Annotated in this window: 16 protein-coding genes; 6 read left to right on the top strand and 10 right to left on the bottom strand. The window is 58.0% G+C overall.

Annotation, left to right across the window (positions count from 1 at the left end; all coding sequences use genetic code 11):
* Nucleotides 1–124 precede the first annotated feature (124 nt).
* Nucleotides 125–727, top strand: a complete 603-nt coding sequence (locus tag ACXYMP_RS01410; protein ID WP_458903867.1) for a L,D-transpeptidase — start codon at nt 125–127, stop codon at nt 725–727.
* Between the two features lie 67 nt (nt 728–794).
* Here the strand turns inward: ACXYMP_RS01410 and trxA are convergent, their stop codons facing one another.
* The 8 genes from trxA to regB form a co-directional block, all read right to left on the bottom strand.
* Nucleotides 795–1,115, bottom strand: coding sequence for a thioredoxin (gene trxA, locus ACXYMP_RS01405; protein WP_298566863.1), 321 nt, complete (start codon nt 1,113–1,115; stop codon nt 795–797).
* A gap of 36 nt (nt 1,116–1,151) precedes the next feature.
* Nucleotides 1,152–4,520: a double-strand break repair helicase AddA gene (gene addA / locus ACXYMP_RS01400; RefSeq protein ID WP_458903865.1), complete on the bottom strand. Its 3,369-nt coding sequence runs from the start codon at nt 4,518–4,520 to the stop codon at nt 1,152–1,154.
* A complete protein-coding gene (gene addB, locus ACXYMP_RS01395) occupies nt 4,517–7,462 on the bottom strand; it encodes a double-strand break repair protein AddB (RefSeq protein WP_458903863.1) in 2,946 nt (981 codons plus the stop codon). Before addB ends, addA begins: the two co-directional genes overlap by 4 nt.
* Nucleotides 7,455–8,123 carry a nucleotidyltransferase family protein gene (locus tag ACXYMP_RS01390; RefSeq protein ID WP_458903861.1) on the bottom strand — a complete coding sequence of 223 codons (669 nt, stop codon included), beginning with the start codon at nt 8,121–8,123 and terminating at the stop codon, nt 7,455–7,457. Before ACXYMP_RS01390 ends, addB begins: the two co-directional genes overlap by 8 nt.
* A complete protein-coding gene (locus tag ACXYMP_RS01385) occupies nt 8,120–9,097 on the bottom strand; it encodes an aminoglycoside phosphotransferase family protein (RefSeq protein ID WP_458903859.1) in 978 nt (325 codons plus the stop codon). The genes ACXYMP_RS01390 and ACXYMP_RS01385 overlap by 4 nt, the downstream gene beginning before the upstream one ends.
* Nucleotides 9,098–9,129: 32 nt before the next feature.
* Nucleotides 9,130–9,627: a tRNA (adenosine(37)-N6)-threonylcarbamoyltransferase complex ATPase subunit type 1 TsaE gene (tsaE, locus tag ACXYMP_RS01380; protein WP_298566858.1), complete on the bottom strand. Its 498-nt coding sequence runs from the start codon at nt 9,625–9,627 to the stop codon at nt 9,130–9,132.
* Nucleotides 9,628–9,668: 41 nt separating this feature from the next.
* The gene (locus tag ACXYMP_RS01375; protein ID WP_458903856.1) at nt 9,669–11,252 is read right to left on the bottom strand and encodes a PAS-domain containing protein; all 1,584 of its coding nucleotides are present in this window, start codon (nt 11,250–11,252) and stop codon (nt 9,669–9,671) included.
* A gap of 119 nt (nt 11,253–11,371) precedes the next feature.
* On the bottom strand, nt 11,372–12,793 hold the full coding sequence (gene regB, locus ACXYMP_RS01370) for a sensor histidine kinase RegB (protein ID WP_458905281.1): 1,422 nt from the start codon (nt 12,791–12,793) through the stop codon (nt 11,372–11,374).
* 102 nt (nt 12,794–12,895) lie between these two features.
* Between regB and ACXYMP_RS01365 the strand changes: the two genes are divergently transcribed.
* From ACXYMP_RS01365 to ACXYMP_RS01355, 3 genes are all read left to right on the top strand, one after another.
* On the top strand, nt 12,896–13,525 hold the full coding sequence (locus ACXYMP_RS01365) for an SCO family protein (protein WP_458903854.1): 630 nt from the start codon (nt 12,896–12,898) through the stop codon (nt 13,523–13,525).
* Nucleotides 13,526–13,609: 84 nt separating this feature from the next.
* Nucleotides 13,610–14,164: an ActR/PrrA/RegA family redox response regulator transcription factor gene (locus ACXYMP_RS01360; protein WP_298566854.1), complete on the top strand. Its 555-nt coding sequence runs from the start codon at nt 13,610–13,612 to the stop codon at nt 14,162–14,164.
* A complete protein-coding gene (locus tag ACXYMP_RS01355) occupies nt 14,164–14,505 on the top strand; it encodes a hypothetical protein (protein WP_298566853.1) in 342 nt (113 codons plus the stop codon). The genes ACXYMP_RS01360 and ACXYMP_RS01355 overlap by 1 nt, the downstream gene beginning before the upstream one ends.
* Here the strand turns inward: ACXYMP_RS01355 and ACXYMP_RS01350 are convergent.
* Together ACXYMP_RS01350 and ACXYMP_RS01345 are read right to left on the bottom strand one after the other, a co-directional pair.
* Nucleotides 14,502–15,008 (bottom strand): GNAT family N-acetyltransferase, encoded by a 507-nt coding sequence (locus tag ACXYMP_RS01350; protein WP_458903851.1) that lies wholly within the window; start codon nt 15,006–15,008, stop codon nt 14,502–14,504. The genes ACXYMP_RS01355 and ACXYMP_RS01350 overlap by 4 nt on opposite strands.
* Complete coding sequence (locus ACXYMP_RS01345; protein WP_458903849.1) at nt 15,005–15,601, bottom strand: HD domain-containing protein; 597 nt, start codon at nt 15,599–15,601, stop codon at nt 15,005–15,007. Before ACXYMP_RS01345 ends, ACXYMP_RS01350 begins: the two co-directional genes overlap by 4 nt.
* A 137-nt stretch (nt 15,602–15,738) precedes the next feature.
* Between ACXYMP_RS01345 and ahcY the strand changes: the two genes are divergently transcribed.
* A complete protein-coding gene (gene ahcY, locus ACXYMP_RS01340; RefSeq protein WP_458903847.1) occupies nt 15,739–17,130 on the top strand; it encodes an adenosylhomocysteinase in 1,392 nt (463 codons plus the stop codon).
* A gap of 9 nt (nt 17,131–17,139) precedes the next feature.
* The gene (locus ACXYMP_RS01335) at nt 17,140–17,889 is read left to right on the top strand and encodes an extensin-like domain-containing protein (protein WP_458903845.1); all 750 of its coding nucleotides are present in this window, start codon (nt 17,140–17,142) and stop codon (nt 17,887–17,889) included.
* Nucleotides 17,890–17,900 lie beyond the last annotated feature (11 nt).

Here is a 17,900-nt window from a genome sequence, read left to right as displayed (position 1 = left end):
AGAATAGCCGAGGATCAAATAACGGCTATGCGATAATAGGCCGATAACGGCCGTTTGAATTGCGACTGATGCTGTTGCGCAATATACATCGTCCGAAACGAGTGAATTTTTTTGGAGAAACGCGATGCGGAAACAACCTGACGCCCTGATGGGGCGGCGTGCTTTCCTGAGTGGAACTGTTGCAGCGGCAGCAGGGCTGGCCTCGCCGGCCCTTGCGCAGTTTGAGAACACGACCGAGGTTGAGCGTGACCTGACCGAGGTGGTGAAGCGAAACATTTCCAGCTTCCGGTCGCTTCAATGGCAACCCTATTTCAGCAACACGCGCAATGGGGCGATTCTGGTCGATGTCAGCTCGCGCTGTTTGCACTATTGGTCTGAAGATCAATCCATCTATCGGCTGTTCCCGACGTCGGTGCCATTGACCGAAGACCTGACGCGGCGCGGACGCACAAGTGTGATCCGCAAAGTGGAGGGCCCGTCTTGGGCGCCGACACCAGCCATGCGTATTCGCAACCCGGAATGGCCCGCGTTTGTCGGCCCCGGCCCTGACAACCCGTTGGGCACCCATGCGCTGTATCTGGGGTGGAAGTATTACCGCATTCACGGCACCCACGACACGCGCAAAATTGGCCGCCAGTCTTCGAATGGCTGCATTGGGCTTTACAATCAGCACATTGCCGAGCTGTTCCAGTATGCCAAATCGGGCACTCAGGTGCTTTTGATCTAAGGGCAGCCAAGGCCCAACAAAAAAGCCCCGCCACACAGCGGGGCTTTTTGCTTTTCGGCAGTCTGGATCAGACGCTTTCGTCGATCCAGGATTGCAGCGCGGCCTTTGGTGCGGCGCCGACTTTGTTCGAGATGACTTGGCCGTCTTTGAACATGAACAGCGCCGGAATACCGCGAACTCCCATTTGGGCGGGCGAGTTTGGGTTTTCGTCCACGTTCACCTTCACGATCTTGACCTTGCCTTCATATTCCGCGGACAGCTCTTCCAAGGCGGGGCCGATCTGTTTGCAGGGACCGCACCACTCAGCCCAGAAATCCACGATAACGGGAAGGTCAGCGTTGCGGACCTCTTCTTCGAAAGTGGCGTCGGTGACAGCAACAGTTGCCATGTTTCATTCTCCTGAAAACTAGATGTTGTGGTGAAACTAGGTAGGCAGCGTGGTTGCGTCAAGGTGAACGAACGCCGCATCGACCAAAGCATCCTCAAATGTCATGAGCTCACAGCTTTGTGTCCAAAGGATCGCGGTGTGCACGGGACGGTCAGGGTAGATCTGCTGCAAAACCGCACGATAAGCGCCAAGTTGGCGCAACAGACCCTCGGGCGTTTCGGCTTGCGTGGCTGGAACTGCACGGTTGGTCTTGAAATCGACCGCTAAAACCGCGTCGTCGGTGATCAGCAAGCGGTCTAACACCCCGTGAAGAACGCGGCCGGGCAAGTGATCGAAGGTCGCGGTGACAGGAACTTCGGCCAAATCATCGTTGGCAAACAGCGGCGCAAGCGCTGGTGTCTTCAACACACGCGTCGCTTCTTGCAGCAACTCGTCCTGCTCGGCCCCGTCTGCCTTATCCTCACCCTGACCAAGCAGGGCTTGCGCGGTTTGTGACCACGCGTCTTCGGGCAGGGGTGGCAAATGCTCCAGCAACAGATGGATCTGGCGACCGCGCTTCAGGGCGGCATCCCCGCCCCCATATGCCGTTTCGGCGGCAAGCGCCTTGGCACCGCCGAGCTCCGAAGGCGTGATCGGCTTGAGACGTGTGGGCACAGATGCGACCGGGAGCTGAAGCCAAGATGGCAATTCCGCGGGCGTCTGGTCTTCGTCCGGCGACGCGTTGACAGTCGCCTTTGGCCAATTCCCGAGTTCGAAACGTTTGCCCGTTCCTGTTGGGAAATCTGTGTCTATTCCGCCAGCTTTCTGCATCGCTGCCTCGCAGATCCGAAACCAGTTGTCGTCGCTGTTGCCGGGTTTTCCCGCCCCGGCCAGAACCAACCACTGTTCGGCCCGCGTCATGGCCACGTATAGAAGACGCGTGCGTTCTTCGGTTTCTGCGTCGCGGATCTGCTCTGCTGAGGCCTCGATGACTTCGGTTCGGTCCTTTGTAACAGGGGGCCAGTAGGCGGCGCCATCCGGCAGTGTTGCGACATTCGGCGTTTCGTTCGAGGGTATTGCGAGCAGATCGGGCAAGATGACGATCGGCGATTCTAGCCCCTTGGAGCCATGAATTGTCATCACGCGCACCTGCCGGCCCACCGAATCCATTTGCCGCTTGATCGTAACCTCGTCCGATTGCAGCCATGTCAGAAAGCCGGTCAGGCTAGGGACCTCCAGATGCTCATAGGCCATCGACTGAGCCAGAAGTGCATCAATCCCATCCTCGGCTTCTTGTCCGAGGCGTGCGAGAAATTTGCGACGCCCATCGTGACGGGTCAGTGCGCGCTCCAACAGTTCATAGGGCCGAAGAAAGTCAGCGGCGTTCCGAAGGTCATGAAGAATTTCCAGTGTCTTTGGGTACTGGGCCGCCTGGTCGGACAGAGCGCGCCACAAAAACACGCCTTTGCTCCGATAGTGCGCCAGTCGGAACAGCGCGTCCTCTGACCACCCGAGCAATGGCGACCGCAACAGTGCGGCAAGCGAAAGATCGTCTTCGGGGGTGGCCAGGAAGGACAGAAGTGCCGTCATGTCTTTTACCGCAAGCTCTGCGCCAATCTTCAACTGATCAGCCCCTGCAATGGGGATGTCACGGGCTTTGCAAGCGCGAATGATTTCGTGAAACAGCACCTTGCGCGACCTGACAAGAACCAGAATATCCCCGGCATTGACGGGTCTGCGGTCCCCGTTTTTACCTTGAATAGTTTCTGTTTTCACCAAGCGATCAATCTCGGCCGCGATCTGGTCTGCCAGCTGAATTCGATTGTCACGCGGCGAGGGTCGGTCAACGGGGTCGTTCCAGACGCGGTCCTCGTCTTGTTTTACGGGCTCGATGACTGGCCACAGGTCAACCCGACCGGGCATGTCAGAAAAGAAGGCGCGGTGCTGGAACGAATTGCCCAGACCGCTTCGGCCCTCCAACGCCATATCGACGAACCCCAGAACAGCAGGGGACGAGCGGAACGAGAACTCCAGCGGCAGTTGAACAAGCGTCCGACCGATCTGTGACAACCTGGCTGTGAACGCGGCATTCATGCGATCAAAGGCAGCAGGTTCAGCACCTTGAAACGAATAGATCGACTGTTTGGGATCCCCGACGACAAAAATCGTCCGCTCGACGTCATCGCGCGCGCCTGACCCGCTTGTGAATTCGCGCGCAAGATTGTCGACGATGCGCCACTGGGCCGGGCTGGTGTCCTGCGCTTCGTCCACCAAAATATGATCGATCCCGCCATCAAGGCGATACAACACCCAAGCGGCGACGGATGGATCGGTCAAAAGCGCGCCGGCTTTCAGAATCAGGTCGTCAAAATCAAGCCACCCGCGATCCAGCTTGGCGGCTTCGTAAAGTGCGATGAAGTGGTGCGCAAATCTATGCAGGGCATAGGTTCTGCGGGTGTTCAAAAGCGCAAGGCGATCGCGCCGGGCGTCCTCGACCCTGAGCATCAAGTCGTTTAGCGCGGGCATGATTGGGGCGCAGATACCAGTCCGGAGCGGTTTGGTAGGAATCTTGTCTATCTTTGCTGAAAACGGTGATCCTTGTAGCAACAGGAAGCTTTCTAACCGCTGAAGCAGGTCCATGGTTGGTTGGTTGAAATCAGCACCATCAAGGCGGTCGGCATGTTTCTGATCCTGGGTGCTGCCGGTTCTCAGCTGGGTTGCAAACCCCTTGAGCATATCCAGGTCGCCGGGCTGAAAGGTTGCTTCCAGAATCTGTGCTTCATCACAGTTTGGAGGCAGCGAAAACCAACGGGCAACGTCCTCAGAGCTTGGCATTTGGGTGAACAAGGTGCGATGTTTCGCGATGTCTTGGGTGAACTTTGCAAGATCCTCGCCCGTGAAATGTTGCGCAAGCGCTTGGACATGGCATGCCAACGGGCCGTCGCTCATCTGATCCACGACATCCGCGCGCAGGTGCTTTGCGGCGCGTTCGTCCATCTCGGCGAATTGCGGCGACACGCCTGCCTCCATCGGAAAGCGGCGCAGCAGCGAGGCGCAATAGGCGTGAATGGTTTGAATTTTCAACCCGCCGGGAGTTTCGATGGCGCGGGCAAACAGCTGTCGTGCCAGCGAAAGGTCGCGTGTGCTGTCCAAGCCGAGTTCCTGCAAGGCGGTGGACAGCGCGACATCGTCTTTCATCGCCCATTCACCCAGCCGCTTGAACAACCGGTTCTGCATCTCGCTGGCGGCGGCTTTTGTGTAAGTCAGGCACAGGATATTCTGGGGCGACACCCCATCCAGCAAAAGACGCGCAACGCGATCGGTCAGCACACGGGTCTTGCCAGACCCAGCATTGGCTGACAGCCACGTAGAGTTGCCGGGATCCGCGGCGTCGATCTGCCGGAGCGTAGCTTCGTTGGTATTCATCGACCAACCTCCAATACCGTCGGGTCGAAACTGTCGTCCCATTCCCCAAACCGCGCGAGATGGTCATAGTCCCCCTCAAATCGCTGCATGTGAACTGACCGGCGCGATGTGAATCCTTGGGCCGGGTCTTGGTAGGCTTGAACAAGCGCCTCGAACTCCGCCTGAGCGATCGTAACGTCGGCTTGCGAAAGGTCTGTGCGCTCTTCCTTCTTGGGGGTAAGCCCAATGTAGCAGATCGACGCCGTTTGGTGTTCAGATAAGTCTCTAAACCCGCCCAGATTGGCAATAACGGCTTCTAGCAATAGCTGTTTGTCAAAGTGTTTCTGCATCTTTGCATTGGGCGGTGTGCCTGTTTTGTAATCGTAGATTTCAAGCTGCCCGTCGTTGCGACGATCGATCCGGTCGGCCTTGGCGCCAAGCGTGAACCCGAGGTGTTCAAACGTCACTTCGCCCCACACTTCGTTGGCCAGGTTTTCAGAGCGCATGCGGCGCTGCGTTTCTTGCGCCACGAACCACTCAGCGATGCGCCCAATTCGGGCCAGCCACAGGAATCGAGTTGCGGGCCAAGGCACCAAATCCTGCATCACCTCGTGGGCGATCTGCATAAGGCGTTCTTGTTCCTTTGGCTGATCTTGCGGCAGGGCGGTTTCCTGGGCAAACCGTTCAAAAACACGGTGAAGAACAGTGCCGCGCACCAACGCATCAGATTCTTGCTGGATCGGAGGCAGCGTGCGGAGATGAAGCACTTTGTCGGCATAGATAGCGTATGGGTCACGGATCAGCTTCGTCACACCCGTTGCCGACAACCGCGTTGGGCGCGCTGACACGGGCGGCGCGGGCGATGGGCGCGGCTCGGGTGGGAGGCGTGTTTGAACGTCGTCAAGCTGTTGGGCAAGTGCGATCCAAACGTCGCCTCGCCTGCGCATTGCGTCAAGCTGTGCGGCACCTTGATCCGACATGCCACCCATCAGGTTGCAGAGCCGGTTAAGCCAACGCGACGGGATCGTTTCGCTGTCTTCATCTCGGGTTGCGCGGGTCAGATACACCTCTTTTGCGGCGATCGCCTGTTGAAAGTCGTGTGCTGACAAGCCGATGCGCCGTTCAGGCAGAAGCAAGCCCGCATCAAGTCGCATTTTGCGATTGAGCCATGAGTCCGGTGCTGGAAGCTCAGGCCAAATTCCGTCATTCAGACCCGCCAGAATGACACGGTCCGCACCCTGAACGCGGGCCTCAAGCGTGCCCCAGAACATCACATGCGGGTGTGGTGTGACGGGGTCGCGCACCTCGCCGGTATTCAGCACAGACCGGAAAAGATCGCGATAGGCCGCGGCGCTAAGCGTGCCCCCGTATTGGCCATTTTCTGCAAGATTAGAGACGATTTCCAAAGCGCGTTTTCCGGCTGTGCGTTCCCACAGTTCGCCGGTGCCGCCATCACTGGTTCCGCGCGCAATGCGTTCGGCAAGCGCGATGTGACCGTCCACGAGGGCCTCTAGGTCCGTTTCACCCGGCACGGCTTTGTTCAAAAAAGTGTCGTCAAACCATTTGATCCATTTCAATCTTGCGGTGTCGTCGGCATGGCGCGTGGCCCATTGCGCAAGAGTGTCCTGTGATGGCAGTGCAATCCCCCCCCGCAGGACCTGAAGCTCAAAATCGCGGGTCCAGCGCAGATGGTCGCCGCGCATTCCCGGCGCGCTATGCGTAAGCGGATGCTTCAACAGCGTCAGTAGCGTTTCGGCGCGGGTGTCTTCACACATCAGACGTGCGACATGTTGCAAGAAACGGCCGGGTGCCGACTGGGCAAGTGGCCGCCCAGCGCTGTCATCTGGCTCAATGCCCCAACGGTCCAGTGCTGCGGTGACCTGTCGTGTCAGGTTTCGGTCAGGTGTGATCAATGCAACAGGCACGCCGTCTTCGACAGATCGGCGCAGAATGACGGCAATGGACATCGCTTCGGCGCGAGGTGTTCGGGCTTCGATCAGCGTCAGATCCCGGGTGGCCGGTTCGATGCCTTTGAAGGTCTTTCCCTCAACTTGCCATTGATCCGTGACGGGCGCAGGTCGCAGCGCCAAAGAAACCAGAGCGTTCCTTTGGGGCGAATTAGGGACTGTTTCGGTCCAGTTCATGACCGCAGTTGGCAACATGCCAAGCCTGTCCATCAGCTTGGCAAAACGAAACTGTGGGTGATCCTCAGATGAGAGAGCGTCGCGAAGTTGCGCCCAAATCTCGGGCGGCATGTCATAGTCAAATCCCGGAAGGATCACCGCGCCCTGAGGCAATTTGGCAACCGCTTCCATCAACATCGCAGTCGCACCGCGTGAACCGGTTGAGCCCGCAATCAGGATGGGGTGTGCAGGCGGGTCGGCGTGCCACTTTTGGATCGTCGCTTCGATCACCATGCGCTGTCGCGTCTCGACATCGGGCGCCTCTTTCGACGCATCGCCGAAATAGCGCTCCACCAAAGAGATGAATTTCAAGCTGCGTGCCCAGTGCTCGGACATTTCGCCAACATCAAGCTGCTGAAGGTCTTTTGGATGCACCCCTTCGCTGTGCATTTCGTCCATCAGGTTGGCCAGACTGTCGGCAAGGTCGAAAACAGCTGCTTTTGGGGCCAGGTCGGGTTCGCGTTCAATCAAGGCCGCGATCAATTGACGAAGCTCTAGCCTTCGGCGCAGGGGTGCAACGGGTTGTGGCACGTTGGACAAAGCTGGATCTTGGGCCAAGTCGGTGATCAGGCGGATGCGTGGCAAAAACCGGGTTTGGCCCGAAAAAAGGCTTCGCACACGCGACTGCATGCGGCTTGTGTTCACGAACAGTTCGATCCGGGCAAGCGCTTCGGGCGGCTGGTCCTTGGTGCGGGCCAGCACGCCATCGACCAGAGCCTTCGGAAAGTCGACGCCGAGTGGCGCCCCAAAAACGCGGGCACTTTCAATAGGATCAAACATCGGCATTCCTTAGCATCGCTTCAGCAAGCGTGATCCCCTCGGGATGACCAACATCGCACCATTGTCCGTGATGACGCAGCCCGAATGCGCGATCCGTCTGCAAAATGGAATCCCAAGCGAGGTTAAGGGAAAATACGTCCTGCGGAATCGCTTCCACAAATTGGGTCTTGATGATTTGGCACCCGGTATAGGTCAGCCCCTGCCCACGTTGAAGCGTCCCATCCGTGGACATAAGAAAGTCACCGGCCCCATTGTGGCCTATGGCGTCAGGGTGGTCCACCAGCATTAAAAGCGCGTCCATATTCGCGGGGTCCCACGCGCTTAGAAGGGCATTGATCGGGTTCGCACCAGTCCAGACCGCGTCAGAGTTCAATGTGACAACAGTGTCAGAATTTAGCAAGGTTAGAGCCTTTTTTAGCCCGCCCCCGGTCTCTAGAACTGTGCCGGCTTCGTAGGACAGCAAGACATCTTGGTCTCGAAGGTGGTCTGCAATCTGATCTGCAAGATAATGGACATTCACCACGGTTTTTTCGATTGGGCTGCTTTGGACTAAGTCCAGCGCATAGTCGATTAGCGGTCGTCCCGAGACCTTGATCAGAGGCTTCGGGCAGTCCTTGGTCAACGACCCCATACGTGTCCCGCGACCGGCGGCAAATATCATCGCAGAGTTTGGCATGGGGACCTCAGTATTGTCAGAAAGTCTGGTTCAGGGGCTGGCAATATGGTGCGCAGCGTTGGTCTGAGGCGATCAAGCGACGGGTGGTCCAGGTCGCGTTGAAGGTGGTCCCAAACCCGCGGAATCAGGTCAACATAATGCGGTTTTCCCATCTGGCGCGACAGGCGTGCAAAGATGCCGAGGATGCGTAGATTTCGCTGAACCGAGATCAAAGCCGCCTCGGCGCGGAAGCGGTCTTCGTCATACCCCCGAAGGTGGCAGAAAACACCGATCAAGTGGTCGGCCAATTCAGGCGACACATCACGGCGCGCATCGCGCAACAGGGAAACCAGATCGTAGGCCGGGTGGGTTTGCACAGCATCCTGAAAATCAAGCAAACCGACGCGCTTGTCCTCGTCGCGATCTGGCAGCCAAAGGAGGTTCTCTGCATGGTAATCCCTGAGCGATACGGTGCTGAAATTGCTGAGTTGGGTCAGGTGTTCCCACAAAAGCGCACTTGCGTCTTTCGCGGGGGCATCAAGTTTGTCTGTCGTGGTGGCGCGATAGTGCAGAAAGGCAAGATTGACGGCCTCAGCCATCTTGTCGGCGTCATACAAAGGCAAGCGTTCGTTTGGGTGATCATGAAGCTTGGCAATAAGATGCACGGCTGCCGTGTAAAGGGGGGCTTCGCGGCGGGGGTCCGATGCAATTTCGGCTGCAAAAACCGCGCGGCCAAGGTCTTCAAGAAGCAAAAAACCCTGCTCGATATCCTGATGCATTATTTTGGGTGCGGAAAGCCCGACATTTGACAAATAAGAGGCGATCTCGACAAAGGGCTGCATCGTGCCACACAGGTCCAAAGGGGCGTCCATTAAGATCGCCGTCTGTCCGCTTTCTGGCTGTGTTAGTCTATGATACTGCCGCGCCGAGGCATCGCCTGTGATCGGCTCTTTCACCGCATCTGACCATCCGACGCACATTAGAAACCGAGCTTGTTGTGTGGCGCGAGAGGTCATGAGCGCAGGGCCGCTTCGACGCGGGATTGCCATTGAAGATTGGCGCTGCTGATCGTGACAAGGCGGTGCTCGTGTTCGACCGGGTCCGGCACCATTTCAAATGTCAGTTTCAGTGCGCTTGGCGGGGCAAGGTTGCCCAGTCGATCGGGCCATTCCACAAGGCAAATTGCAGTTTCAAAGGCAGCCAGCAGGCCCAATTCCTCGACTTCGTCGGGATGGGTAAGGCGATACAGGTCAGCATGCCAAATCTCGCAGCATCCGTCGTCGTAGGTCTGCACCAAGGTGAAGGTCGGGGAAGGCACATCTTCCATCGCACTGGCTGCGGCCAGTCGCGTTTGTATCAGGGCGCGCGCGAAATGTGTTTTTCCAGCGCCGATACTGCCTTCAAGCAAGATCACATCGCCCTGCTTCAAGCATTGCGAAAACCGGGCTGCAAAACCTGCTGTTTCTTCGGGGGAGCGGAATTGAACCTGCTGATGGAAGGCCTGAGACATAACAGGAGTTTTAGCCCTCTGTCACGGTGACGCAAGCCCGTTCAGGCCTCGGCGGGCAGCCTGTCGATATCGAGCGCGCCGAATTGAGGCAATGCGTCCAGAAGGTGGAACCGCGCCATCGTTGCACCACGCACCATCGGGACAAACTGGGCCTCCAACACTCGACCATCGCGCAGGTTTACGCGGGCGGACCATTCCGTGCGCTTTCCGTTTGTTGCGACAAATTCCTTGAGCTGGTTCCAAACGGGTGTTTCCATGCTGGTCTGGCGCCAAGTGCTGATCGCATCGCCCAGATTGACATCTGCCAGCGAAATCGAAGGATCGTTGCCCCAAAGCTGATCGTAGGCCTTGTTAGACATGGACAGAACGCCACCCGCCGAAAAGATGGCGACTGCATCGCCGAAGCTGTCCAATGCCGATTGACCCATCTCAAGCTCTGCACGGAAACGGCGCGTCAGCGAGATTTCGGCGGTGATGTCTTCGAACAGAAACGCAACGGCACCGTCTGGGTGCGGCCGCCCCGTGACCCGATAGGTTTGCCCTGTTGGAAGAGCCCAGGTTTCTTCATAGGTTCCATTTACCGCCGCGGCTTCGAGGTCGGACATCTGCTGCCGCCATGACATATAGTCCTTTGGCTCCGGCATCATGCGCTTTTCCCGCAAGCGGTCCAGAAATGTAAACAGCCGGGGTTTGCCAACGAGAAAATCAATCGGCAAAGTCACAAGATCGGTCAATGCTGGGTTAAACAGTGTCAACTGCCGCTTGCGGTCGAAGATCGCCAGCCCGATGGGCAAGTGTGCAAAGGTTTTTGTCAGGGTGGTGACGAATTCGGACAAGGTGCTTTCGGCATGCACGACCTTGTCTGCCGGAACAGCGGTAAAAAGCGTTTCATCACCAGCTTGGACGGCATGCAAATCAAACCAGTGGCGTGTGTCATCGTCGTGAAGCTGCACCGCCACGCGGCGCGGCTGGTCCAGCTCGCTCGCATCCGTCAGGTGCGCGTGTTCAAAAATTTGCTTCGGCGGCCAAGCGGCTATGTCGTCCGGGTCCATCGCCGACGTTGCCATATCCAGATAGGCACGGTTTGCCCAAGTGATGACCCCCTGCTGGTTTTCGCGCCAGACCATCAGGGGCACATGCTGGGCGGTGGCGCGCAGGCAGTTCAATTCGTGCTGCATCGCCTCGAAACCAAGGCGGTCCATAGGCATAGCGCTGCTGCCACCTTCCAGATCGACAAGTTCGATGCGGGCCAGCCCGTCGCGCCATTCTGCCTTGATTCTGTTTCCACCATCTGACGCGGTCAGCGTCAGTTTTCCCAGTTCGGCCAGATCGCCCATTTGTTCGGTCAGATTTGGAAACCGCGCGCCGAGCATGTTGGCAAGATGTCCCCAGTCCGATGTTTTTTCATAGCGTGGACCTGACGCCATAAGCTGCGAGGCGGCAGGTGTGGCATCGACCATTCGGTCATCGTCAAACATGAAGACCATCGCGCCGTCGGTAAGGGTCGCTTCGCGGCGCAACGTCTTCTTGCGGCGCGTTTCGACGATCGACAGGGCAAAAAGCGCAGTAAACGCGACACAGAATGCAGCCAGGACAAGACCGATGGAAAGGACCGTGTTGAACATTTTAACCCCGTTTGAAATGCCGGGCACAGATGGCCCGTTTCTGGAACAGGTCTCAGCCTAGCAACGGGATGGTTAATTAAGCTTTAACCAAAGTCGAACGGACGTGGTAACGCGCGCCTTTAGATGTTGAACGGCATATTTTCCCCCAAGCCGCCGCCAAACGGCTTGTAGTCGATCCCATCATCATCGCGCGGCCAAACAACCTGAGCGATCGCCCCGGATTTTTCACGCGGGTGGGGCCGGCCTGTATAGGGCTCGGTGCCATTTGCGAAGCTCAGGCTGGCACCTGTGCGTTCCAGCAGGGTTTTTGCAATAAACAAACCAAGTCCCATTCCCTTGTATTCCCGCCGCTGGCCACGGTCCTGCACTGCTTTGCGGCCGCGTATGAAGGGGTCTCCGATCCAGCCGATGACTTGCGGCGAATACCCGCGACCATCATCGATGATGCGCAACTTGATTTCATCATCAGTCCAGCCAAGCTCGATCCACACCGTCGTTGCGGCAAAATCGACGGCGTTCTGGATAAGATTGCGCAGTCCGTGAATGATTTCGGGCTGACGGGCGATGACGGGTTGGTCTGCCGGGTCTGTGCATTCGGCAACGACAGAAACCTCAAGCAGCTTGCCACGGTCCCGGTGGGGTTCGGCCGCCTCTTCGATCAAGGCGACCAAGGGCATGCTTTTGACCAGCATGTCATCTTTGCCCGCGCGGCCCATGGATTGCAGAATGTCGCGGCACCGGTCAGCCTGTTCGCCGATCAAAATGGCATCGTCTTGCTGATCTTTCTGGCCATCAAGTTCCTCTGACAGCTCAGAGGCCACAAGTTTGATCGTCGCAAGCGGCGTGCCAAGCTCGTGGGCCGCTGCCGCGACGACACCGCCAAGGTCCGTTAGGCTCTGTTCCCGCGATAAAGCCATCTGAGTGGCCAAAAGCGCTGCGGACATTGACTGCACTTCGGAGGCAATGCGGCGCGTGTAAAGCCCGACAAACACGATCGAGGTCACAACAGCGACCCACAAGCCAAACACGAACAGTTCCGGCATCCGCACGGTGGTGCCCATCTGGGTCTGCAAGGGAATGTTGAAGTCGGCAACAATCGTCGTGGCCGCAATCGCGACGCTGCCAACGATAACGGTGGCCCGCGTGGACAAAGCCGTGGCGGCCACGGTGACAGGCGCCACGATCAACACCATGAAGGGGTTGTGCAACCCGCCGGCAAGAAACACCATCGACGCAAGCTGAAGCGTGTCAAAGATCAACATCAGCGTGGCTTGCCGTTCGTTCATGCGCGCGTTCTTTGGATAGACAGACAGCGAAACAAGGTTGGCAATCACCGCCATGCCGATGACAATCGCGGCAAGCCCGATCTGGATATCCAGCGAAAACACATAGATCGAAACGATGATAGCCGAGATCTGACCAATGATTGCCGCCCAGCGCAGCACGATAAGCGTGCGCAACCGCACCCACCGGCCCGTTGCCGGACTATTGGCCCCGTCAACCTGTAGATTGAGCGGGGCGCCAAGGCGATCTTCATTCATTTGTGATCCACGACCTGCTGTTTCGGCTTGCGTCATTCTGGACCCTTGTTAGTCCTGAGTAAAAGACGGATCAATGCTGTCAGGAAATCAAGGAGAAAGCCAATGCTGCGCGTTTATGCTGCAACCGGGGCCATCGCCATCGCCGCACTTCTGGGGGCGACGTGGTATGTCACATCAGGTGATGGAGACAAATTCGCGCAATGCCGTGCAAGCGCAGTGGGGACAGGTGTCGCCTCGATCGGTGGGCCGTTTGAACTGATCGACGAAACTGGCAAGCAGGTTACCGACACGGATGTGATCACCAAGCCCACACTGCTGTATTTCGGCTATACCTTCTGTCCTGACGTTTGCCCGCTGGACAATGCCCGCAACGCCGCCGCGCTGCGTCTGTTGCAAGAGCGCGGCTATGACGCGCAGGCTGTGTTCATCTCGGTCGACCCGGAACGCGACACGCCCGAGCAACTGGCCGATTTTACAAGCTACATGCACGATGACATGATCGGCCTGACAGGCACGCCCGAGCAGGTCAAAGCCGCCAGTCAGGCCTACAAGACCTATTATCGCAAACAAGAACCGGAAGAAGGCCAGGAAGAATACTACCTGATGGACCATTCGACCTTCACCTATCTGGTTCTGCCCCAGACAGGCTTTTTGGAATTCTTCAAGCGTGACGAAACGCCGGAAGGCATGGCGGATCGTGTCGGATGTTTCATTGATGCGTCTAAAGAATAGCCGACGACGTCGCGTTTGATTTGACCTTAAGGCACGCAATGCATAGGTAAAGTTGAATATGGACGCGAACCGGAGGGTAGTCTGATGACGGCACAGGACCTGGAAGCAATCGGTGAAGACGCCACTCTGCTTCTTGTAGACGACGATGAGCCGTTTCTGCGACGCCTCGCGCGCGCCATGGAAAAACGCGGATTTGCACCCGAAACAGCTGGCTCAGTCGCGGCAGGCAAGGCGATTGCCACAGCCCGCCCCCCTGCTTATGCCGTGGTGGACCTCCGGCTGGACGATGGCAACGGGTTGGATGTTGTTGAGACCATTCGAGAAAAACGCCCAGACGCGCGGATTGTGATTCTAACCGGCTATGGTGCGATCGCGACGGCCGTGTCCGCGGTAAAGCTTGGTGCGACGGATTATCTTTCGAAGCCCGCCGATGCAAACGACATCACCAATGCTCTTCTGGCCAGATCAGACGAGCTTCCGCCGCCGCCTGAAAACCCGATGTCGGCAGATCGCGTGCGGTGGGAACATATTCAGCGCGTCTATGAGCTGTGCGACCGCAATGTGTCTGAAACGGCGCGGCGGCTGAACATGCATCGCCGCACCTTGCAGCGGATTCTGGCCAAGCGAAGCCCGAAGTGATGCGGCTGCGTGTTGTGCTGGCAATGACACTCGGCCTGACGGCGTGTGTGTCGCCGGGTGGGACGCCGGTACAAAAGCGCAGCGACGTAGTCTTTCGCCCGGATGTTGCAGGGCTTCAGGTTGACCCGATCGGCAAGCGCATCGACTTCGGGCGTTCCCCCAAGGGGGTCTTGCCCGCCCTGGATCGCGAGCTTGGCCGCCACGTTGCACTGTCGCTGGCAGGCTGCCCGAGCAGTGTAACCCAACAGTTGCAATGGGATGATCTGGTGCTGACCTTCAACCGCGAACGGTTCGTGGGGTGGCGCAATGCGACCGGGCGGCAGGGGCAAACCTGCGCCTAGGCGATATCAAACCGCTTGCGCGTCTTATCGACCACGGATCCATCCGACAAAACCATGCCATTTATGCTGGAATAGTCTCTAAATCCGAGCTTCGAGTAGTAGGCCAAACCCGACAGGTTATCTGTGCGGATGCTGGCATCTATGGCCTTCACCTTCGCCCGCTTGGCGGCCAGCAGCGTGTCCCGCCACAACACTTGCCCAACGCCTCGCCCCTGCAGTCCCGTGCGCACAAAGCTTGCAATGACGGCCCAGTCATCGGGCAAGGCCTCGGGACCGTCATAGGCTGGATCTGACCATTCCAGCAGTTGAAATCCCAGCAGATCATCACCGTCAAACGCCAGCGTCGTGCGGATCAGTCGTGGTTCATCTATATGCGTGACGCGCATCCGCTCTGCGTCGAATACTGATCGGTGCGCGGTCGTGGACCCTTCGCGGATGATCGGGTTCAACAGGTCGCACATGGCTTGCGCGTCTGCGGGGCGCGCCTGTCGCGTGGTGATCATGCCATCTGCCCCAGAAGATCGTTGTGGCGCGAGGTAAAGTCGCGCCGAACCTCTGCGGGCGGGCGGAGCGTAATGGACATGCCCGCAATCTGGTTGGGGTCCGGCGTGCCGAAAAACCTGTTGGATTCCTCAACCGTGAAGCCCGCGATCTGGGTGGCCTCAAGCCACGCAGATATCCGGTCGGCTTTCTTGATCGCCTTCTTGATCGCTTCTGGCAGCTTGGCGGGTAGGCCGAACTTGATGTGTATGGCTGCCATCAGCCGGTCATCCAGCTCTCCATACGCCGGGCCGACGGCCGATTTGACCGGAGAGATCATGTCGCCAATCACATATTCCGGCGCGTCATGTAGAAGCGCGGCCAGACGCCATTTGACGGGCGCTTTGGGGTTCATGCGGGAAAAAAGCGCCTCGACCAGCAGCGAATGTTCGGCGACCGAATAGGGAAAATCGCCATGGGTCTGCCCGTTCCAACGCGCAACAAAGGCCAGCCCGTGGGCGATGTCCTCGATCTCGATATCCATCGGGGTCGGGTCCAGCAGGTCCAGACGGCGACCAGACAGCATTCGTTGCCATGCGCGGGGCTGTTTGGGCATTTTGGTGTTCTCCTCGCGTGTTCAGGGCCGCACTCTGGTGTTTTTGAACCCCGAGTCAATCAGGCTTGATTGCCAGCACGTCAATAGAATGATACGGCACCTGCCAACCGCATTGGGTTCTGTATCGGAGAAACACCGTGACCAAAGACTATATTGTAAAAGACATCAACCTTGCTGAATTTGGCCGCAAGGAGCTGGATATTGCCGAAACTGAAATGCCGGGCCTGATGGCTTTGCGCGACGAATATGGCGAGAGCAAACCATTGAAGGGATCGCGCATCGTTGGGTCGCTGCATATGACCATTCAAACAGCCGTGTTGATCGAAACGCTGGTGGCGCTCGGCGCTGATGTGCGCTGGGCGTCGTGCAACATCTTCTCGACCCAAGACCACGCCGCTGCGGCGATTGCTGCGGGTGGCACGCCGGTCTATGCGATCAAGGGTCAGTCACTGGAAGAGCATTGGGATTACCTGGACCGCTCGTTCATGTTCCCTGACGGGCCGAACCTGATCCTGGACGATGGCGGGGACGCGACGCTTTACATCCTGCTGGGCGCACGTGTTGAAAACGGTGAAACGGACCTGATCGAAACGCCCACCTCGGAAGAGGAAGTGGCGGTTTTCGCGCAGATCAAGAAGCGTATGAAGGCCAGCCCGGGTTGGTTCACCAAGATGCGCGACCAGATCAAAGGTGTGTCCGAGGAAACCACCACCGGCGTTCACCGCCTGTATGATCTGGTGAAGCAAGGCCAACTGCCGTTCCCCGCGATCAACGTGAACGACTCCGTCACCAAGTCGAAATTCGACAACAAATACGGCTGTAAGGAATCGCTGGTCGACGGCATCCGCCGCGCCACCGACACGATGATGGCTGGCAAGGTCGCCGTTGTTTGTGGTTACGGTGACGTTGGCAAGGGTTCTGCCGCATCGCTCGCCGGTGCCGGCGCTCGTGTGAAAGTCACCGAAATCGACCCTATTTGTGCGCTGCAAGCCGCGATGGACGGGTTCGAGGTCGTGACGCTGGAAGACGCCGTGGCGGACGCTGACATCTTCATCACCACCACCGGCAACAAGGACGTGATCCGAATCGAGCATATGCGCGCGATGAAGGACATGGCGATCGTTGGCAATATCGGTCACTTCGACAACGAAATCCAAGTTGCCAGCCTGAAGAACCACAAATGGACCAATATCAAAGAACAGGTGGACATGATCGAGATGCCTTCGGGCAACCGTCTGATCCTTCTGTCCGAAGGCCGTCTTCTGAACCTTGGCAATGCCACCGGCCACCCGTCCTTCGTGATGTCGGCCTCGTTCACCAACCAAGTGCTGGCGCAGATCGAGCTCTGGACCAAAGGCGACGAATACAAGAACGATGTCTACATCCTGCCCAAGCATCTGGACGAAAAAGTCGCCCGTCTGCATCTGGACCGGATCGGCGTGAAGCTGTCCAAGCTGAGCAGCGAGCAGGCCTCCTATATCGGCGTTACGCCCGAAGGGCCGTATAAGCCCGAGCATTATCGTTACTGATTCTGCGCGATGAGCGAAGAAAAACAGCGCCGCCCCGGTCTACGTTGGGCGGCGCTGTCTGTTTTGTCGGTGGTTTTCTCAGCCGCGCTGTTCGGTCTTGTGGCGCTGTGGGTGTTGCTACGACCCGATGGGCCATTGCCAGATCATTGGAACCCAACGAAACGGCTGACAGTCGCCGCCCCGGTCACGTTTGTCACTCGCGTTCAGATGATGCGCGCGCTGGGTGATATTGCGGAATGCCGCGCCGTTCTGGATCAAGCGGGTGTCGCGTTTGCGTCGATGAGCGACCTTGAAGTGGACGAAAACTGTGGCATCGCGGGGCGTGGGCAGTTGTCGGGTTTGGCCAATTCGCGGTTGAATAGGGTCGAAACGCGCTGCGCCACGGCTTTGCGTCTGGCGATGTGGGAGGAGCACGTGGTTCAACCCGCTGCACGCGAAGTGCTGGGCAGCGAAGTCGCCGCGATCACACAGATCGGCAGCTATAACTGCCGTAAGATGCGCACCAGTCGCGGATCAGACGGACGGTGGAGCAGCCATGCCAAGGCCAATGCCATCGACATCACAGGTGTGCGGCTGACCGATGGTCGGCGTCTGACATTGCTAGAAGATTGGGATAGCGACGGCCCCGAAGCAGCGTTTCTGCGACGCATTTGGCGTGGGTCATGCGACTGGTTTCGGCTGGTGCTTGGGCCAGACTATAATCAACTGCACGCCGACCATTTTCATCTGGAGAACACCGGCTGGGGCTTTTGCCGATAGAATGGCCCCAC

Source organism: Aliiroseovarius sp. CAU 1755, from assembly GCF_054482655.1.
The sequence above is the reverse complement of the archived record's forward strand: the minus strand, read 5'-3'. Positions and strand labels throughout refer to the sequence as shown.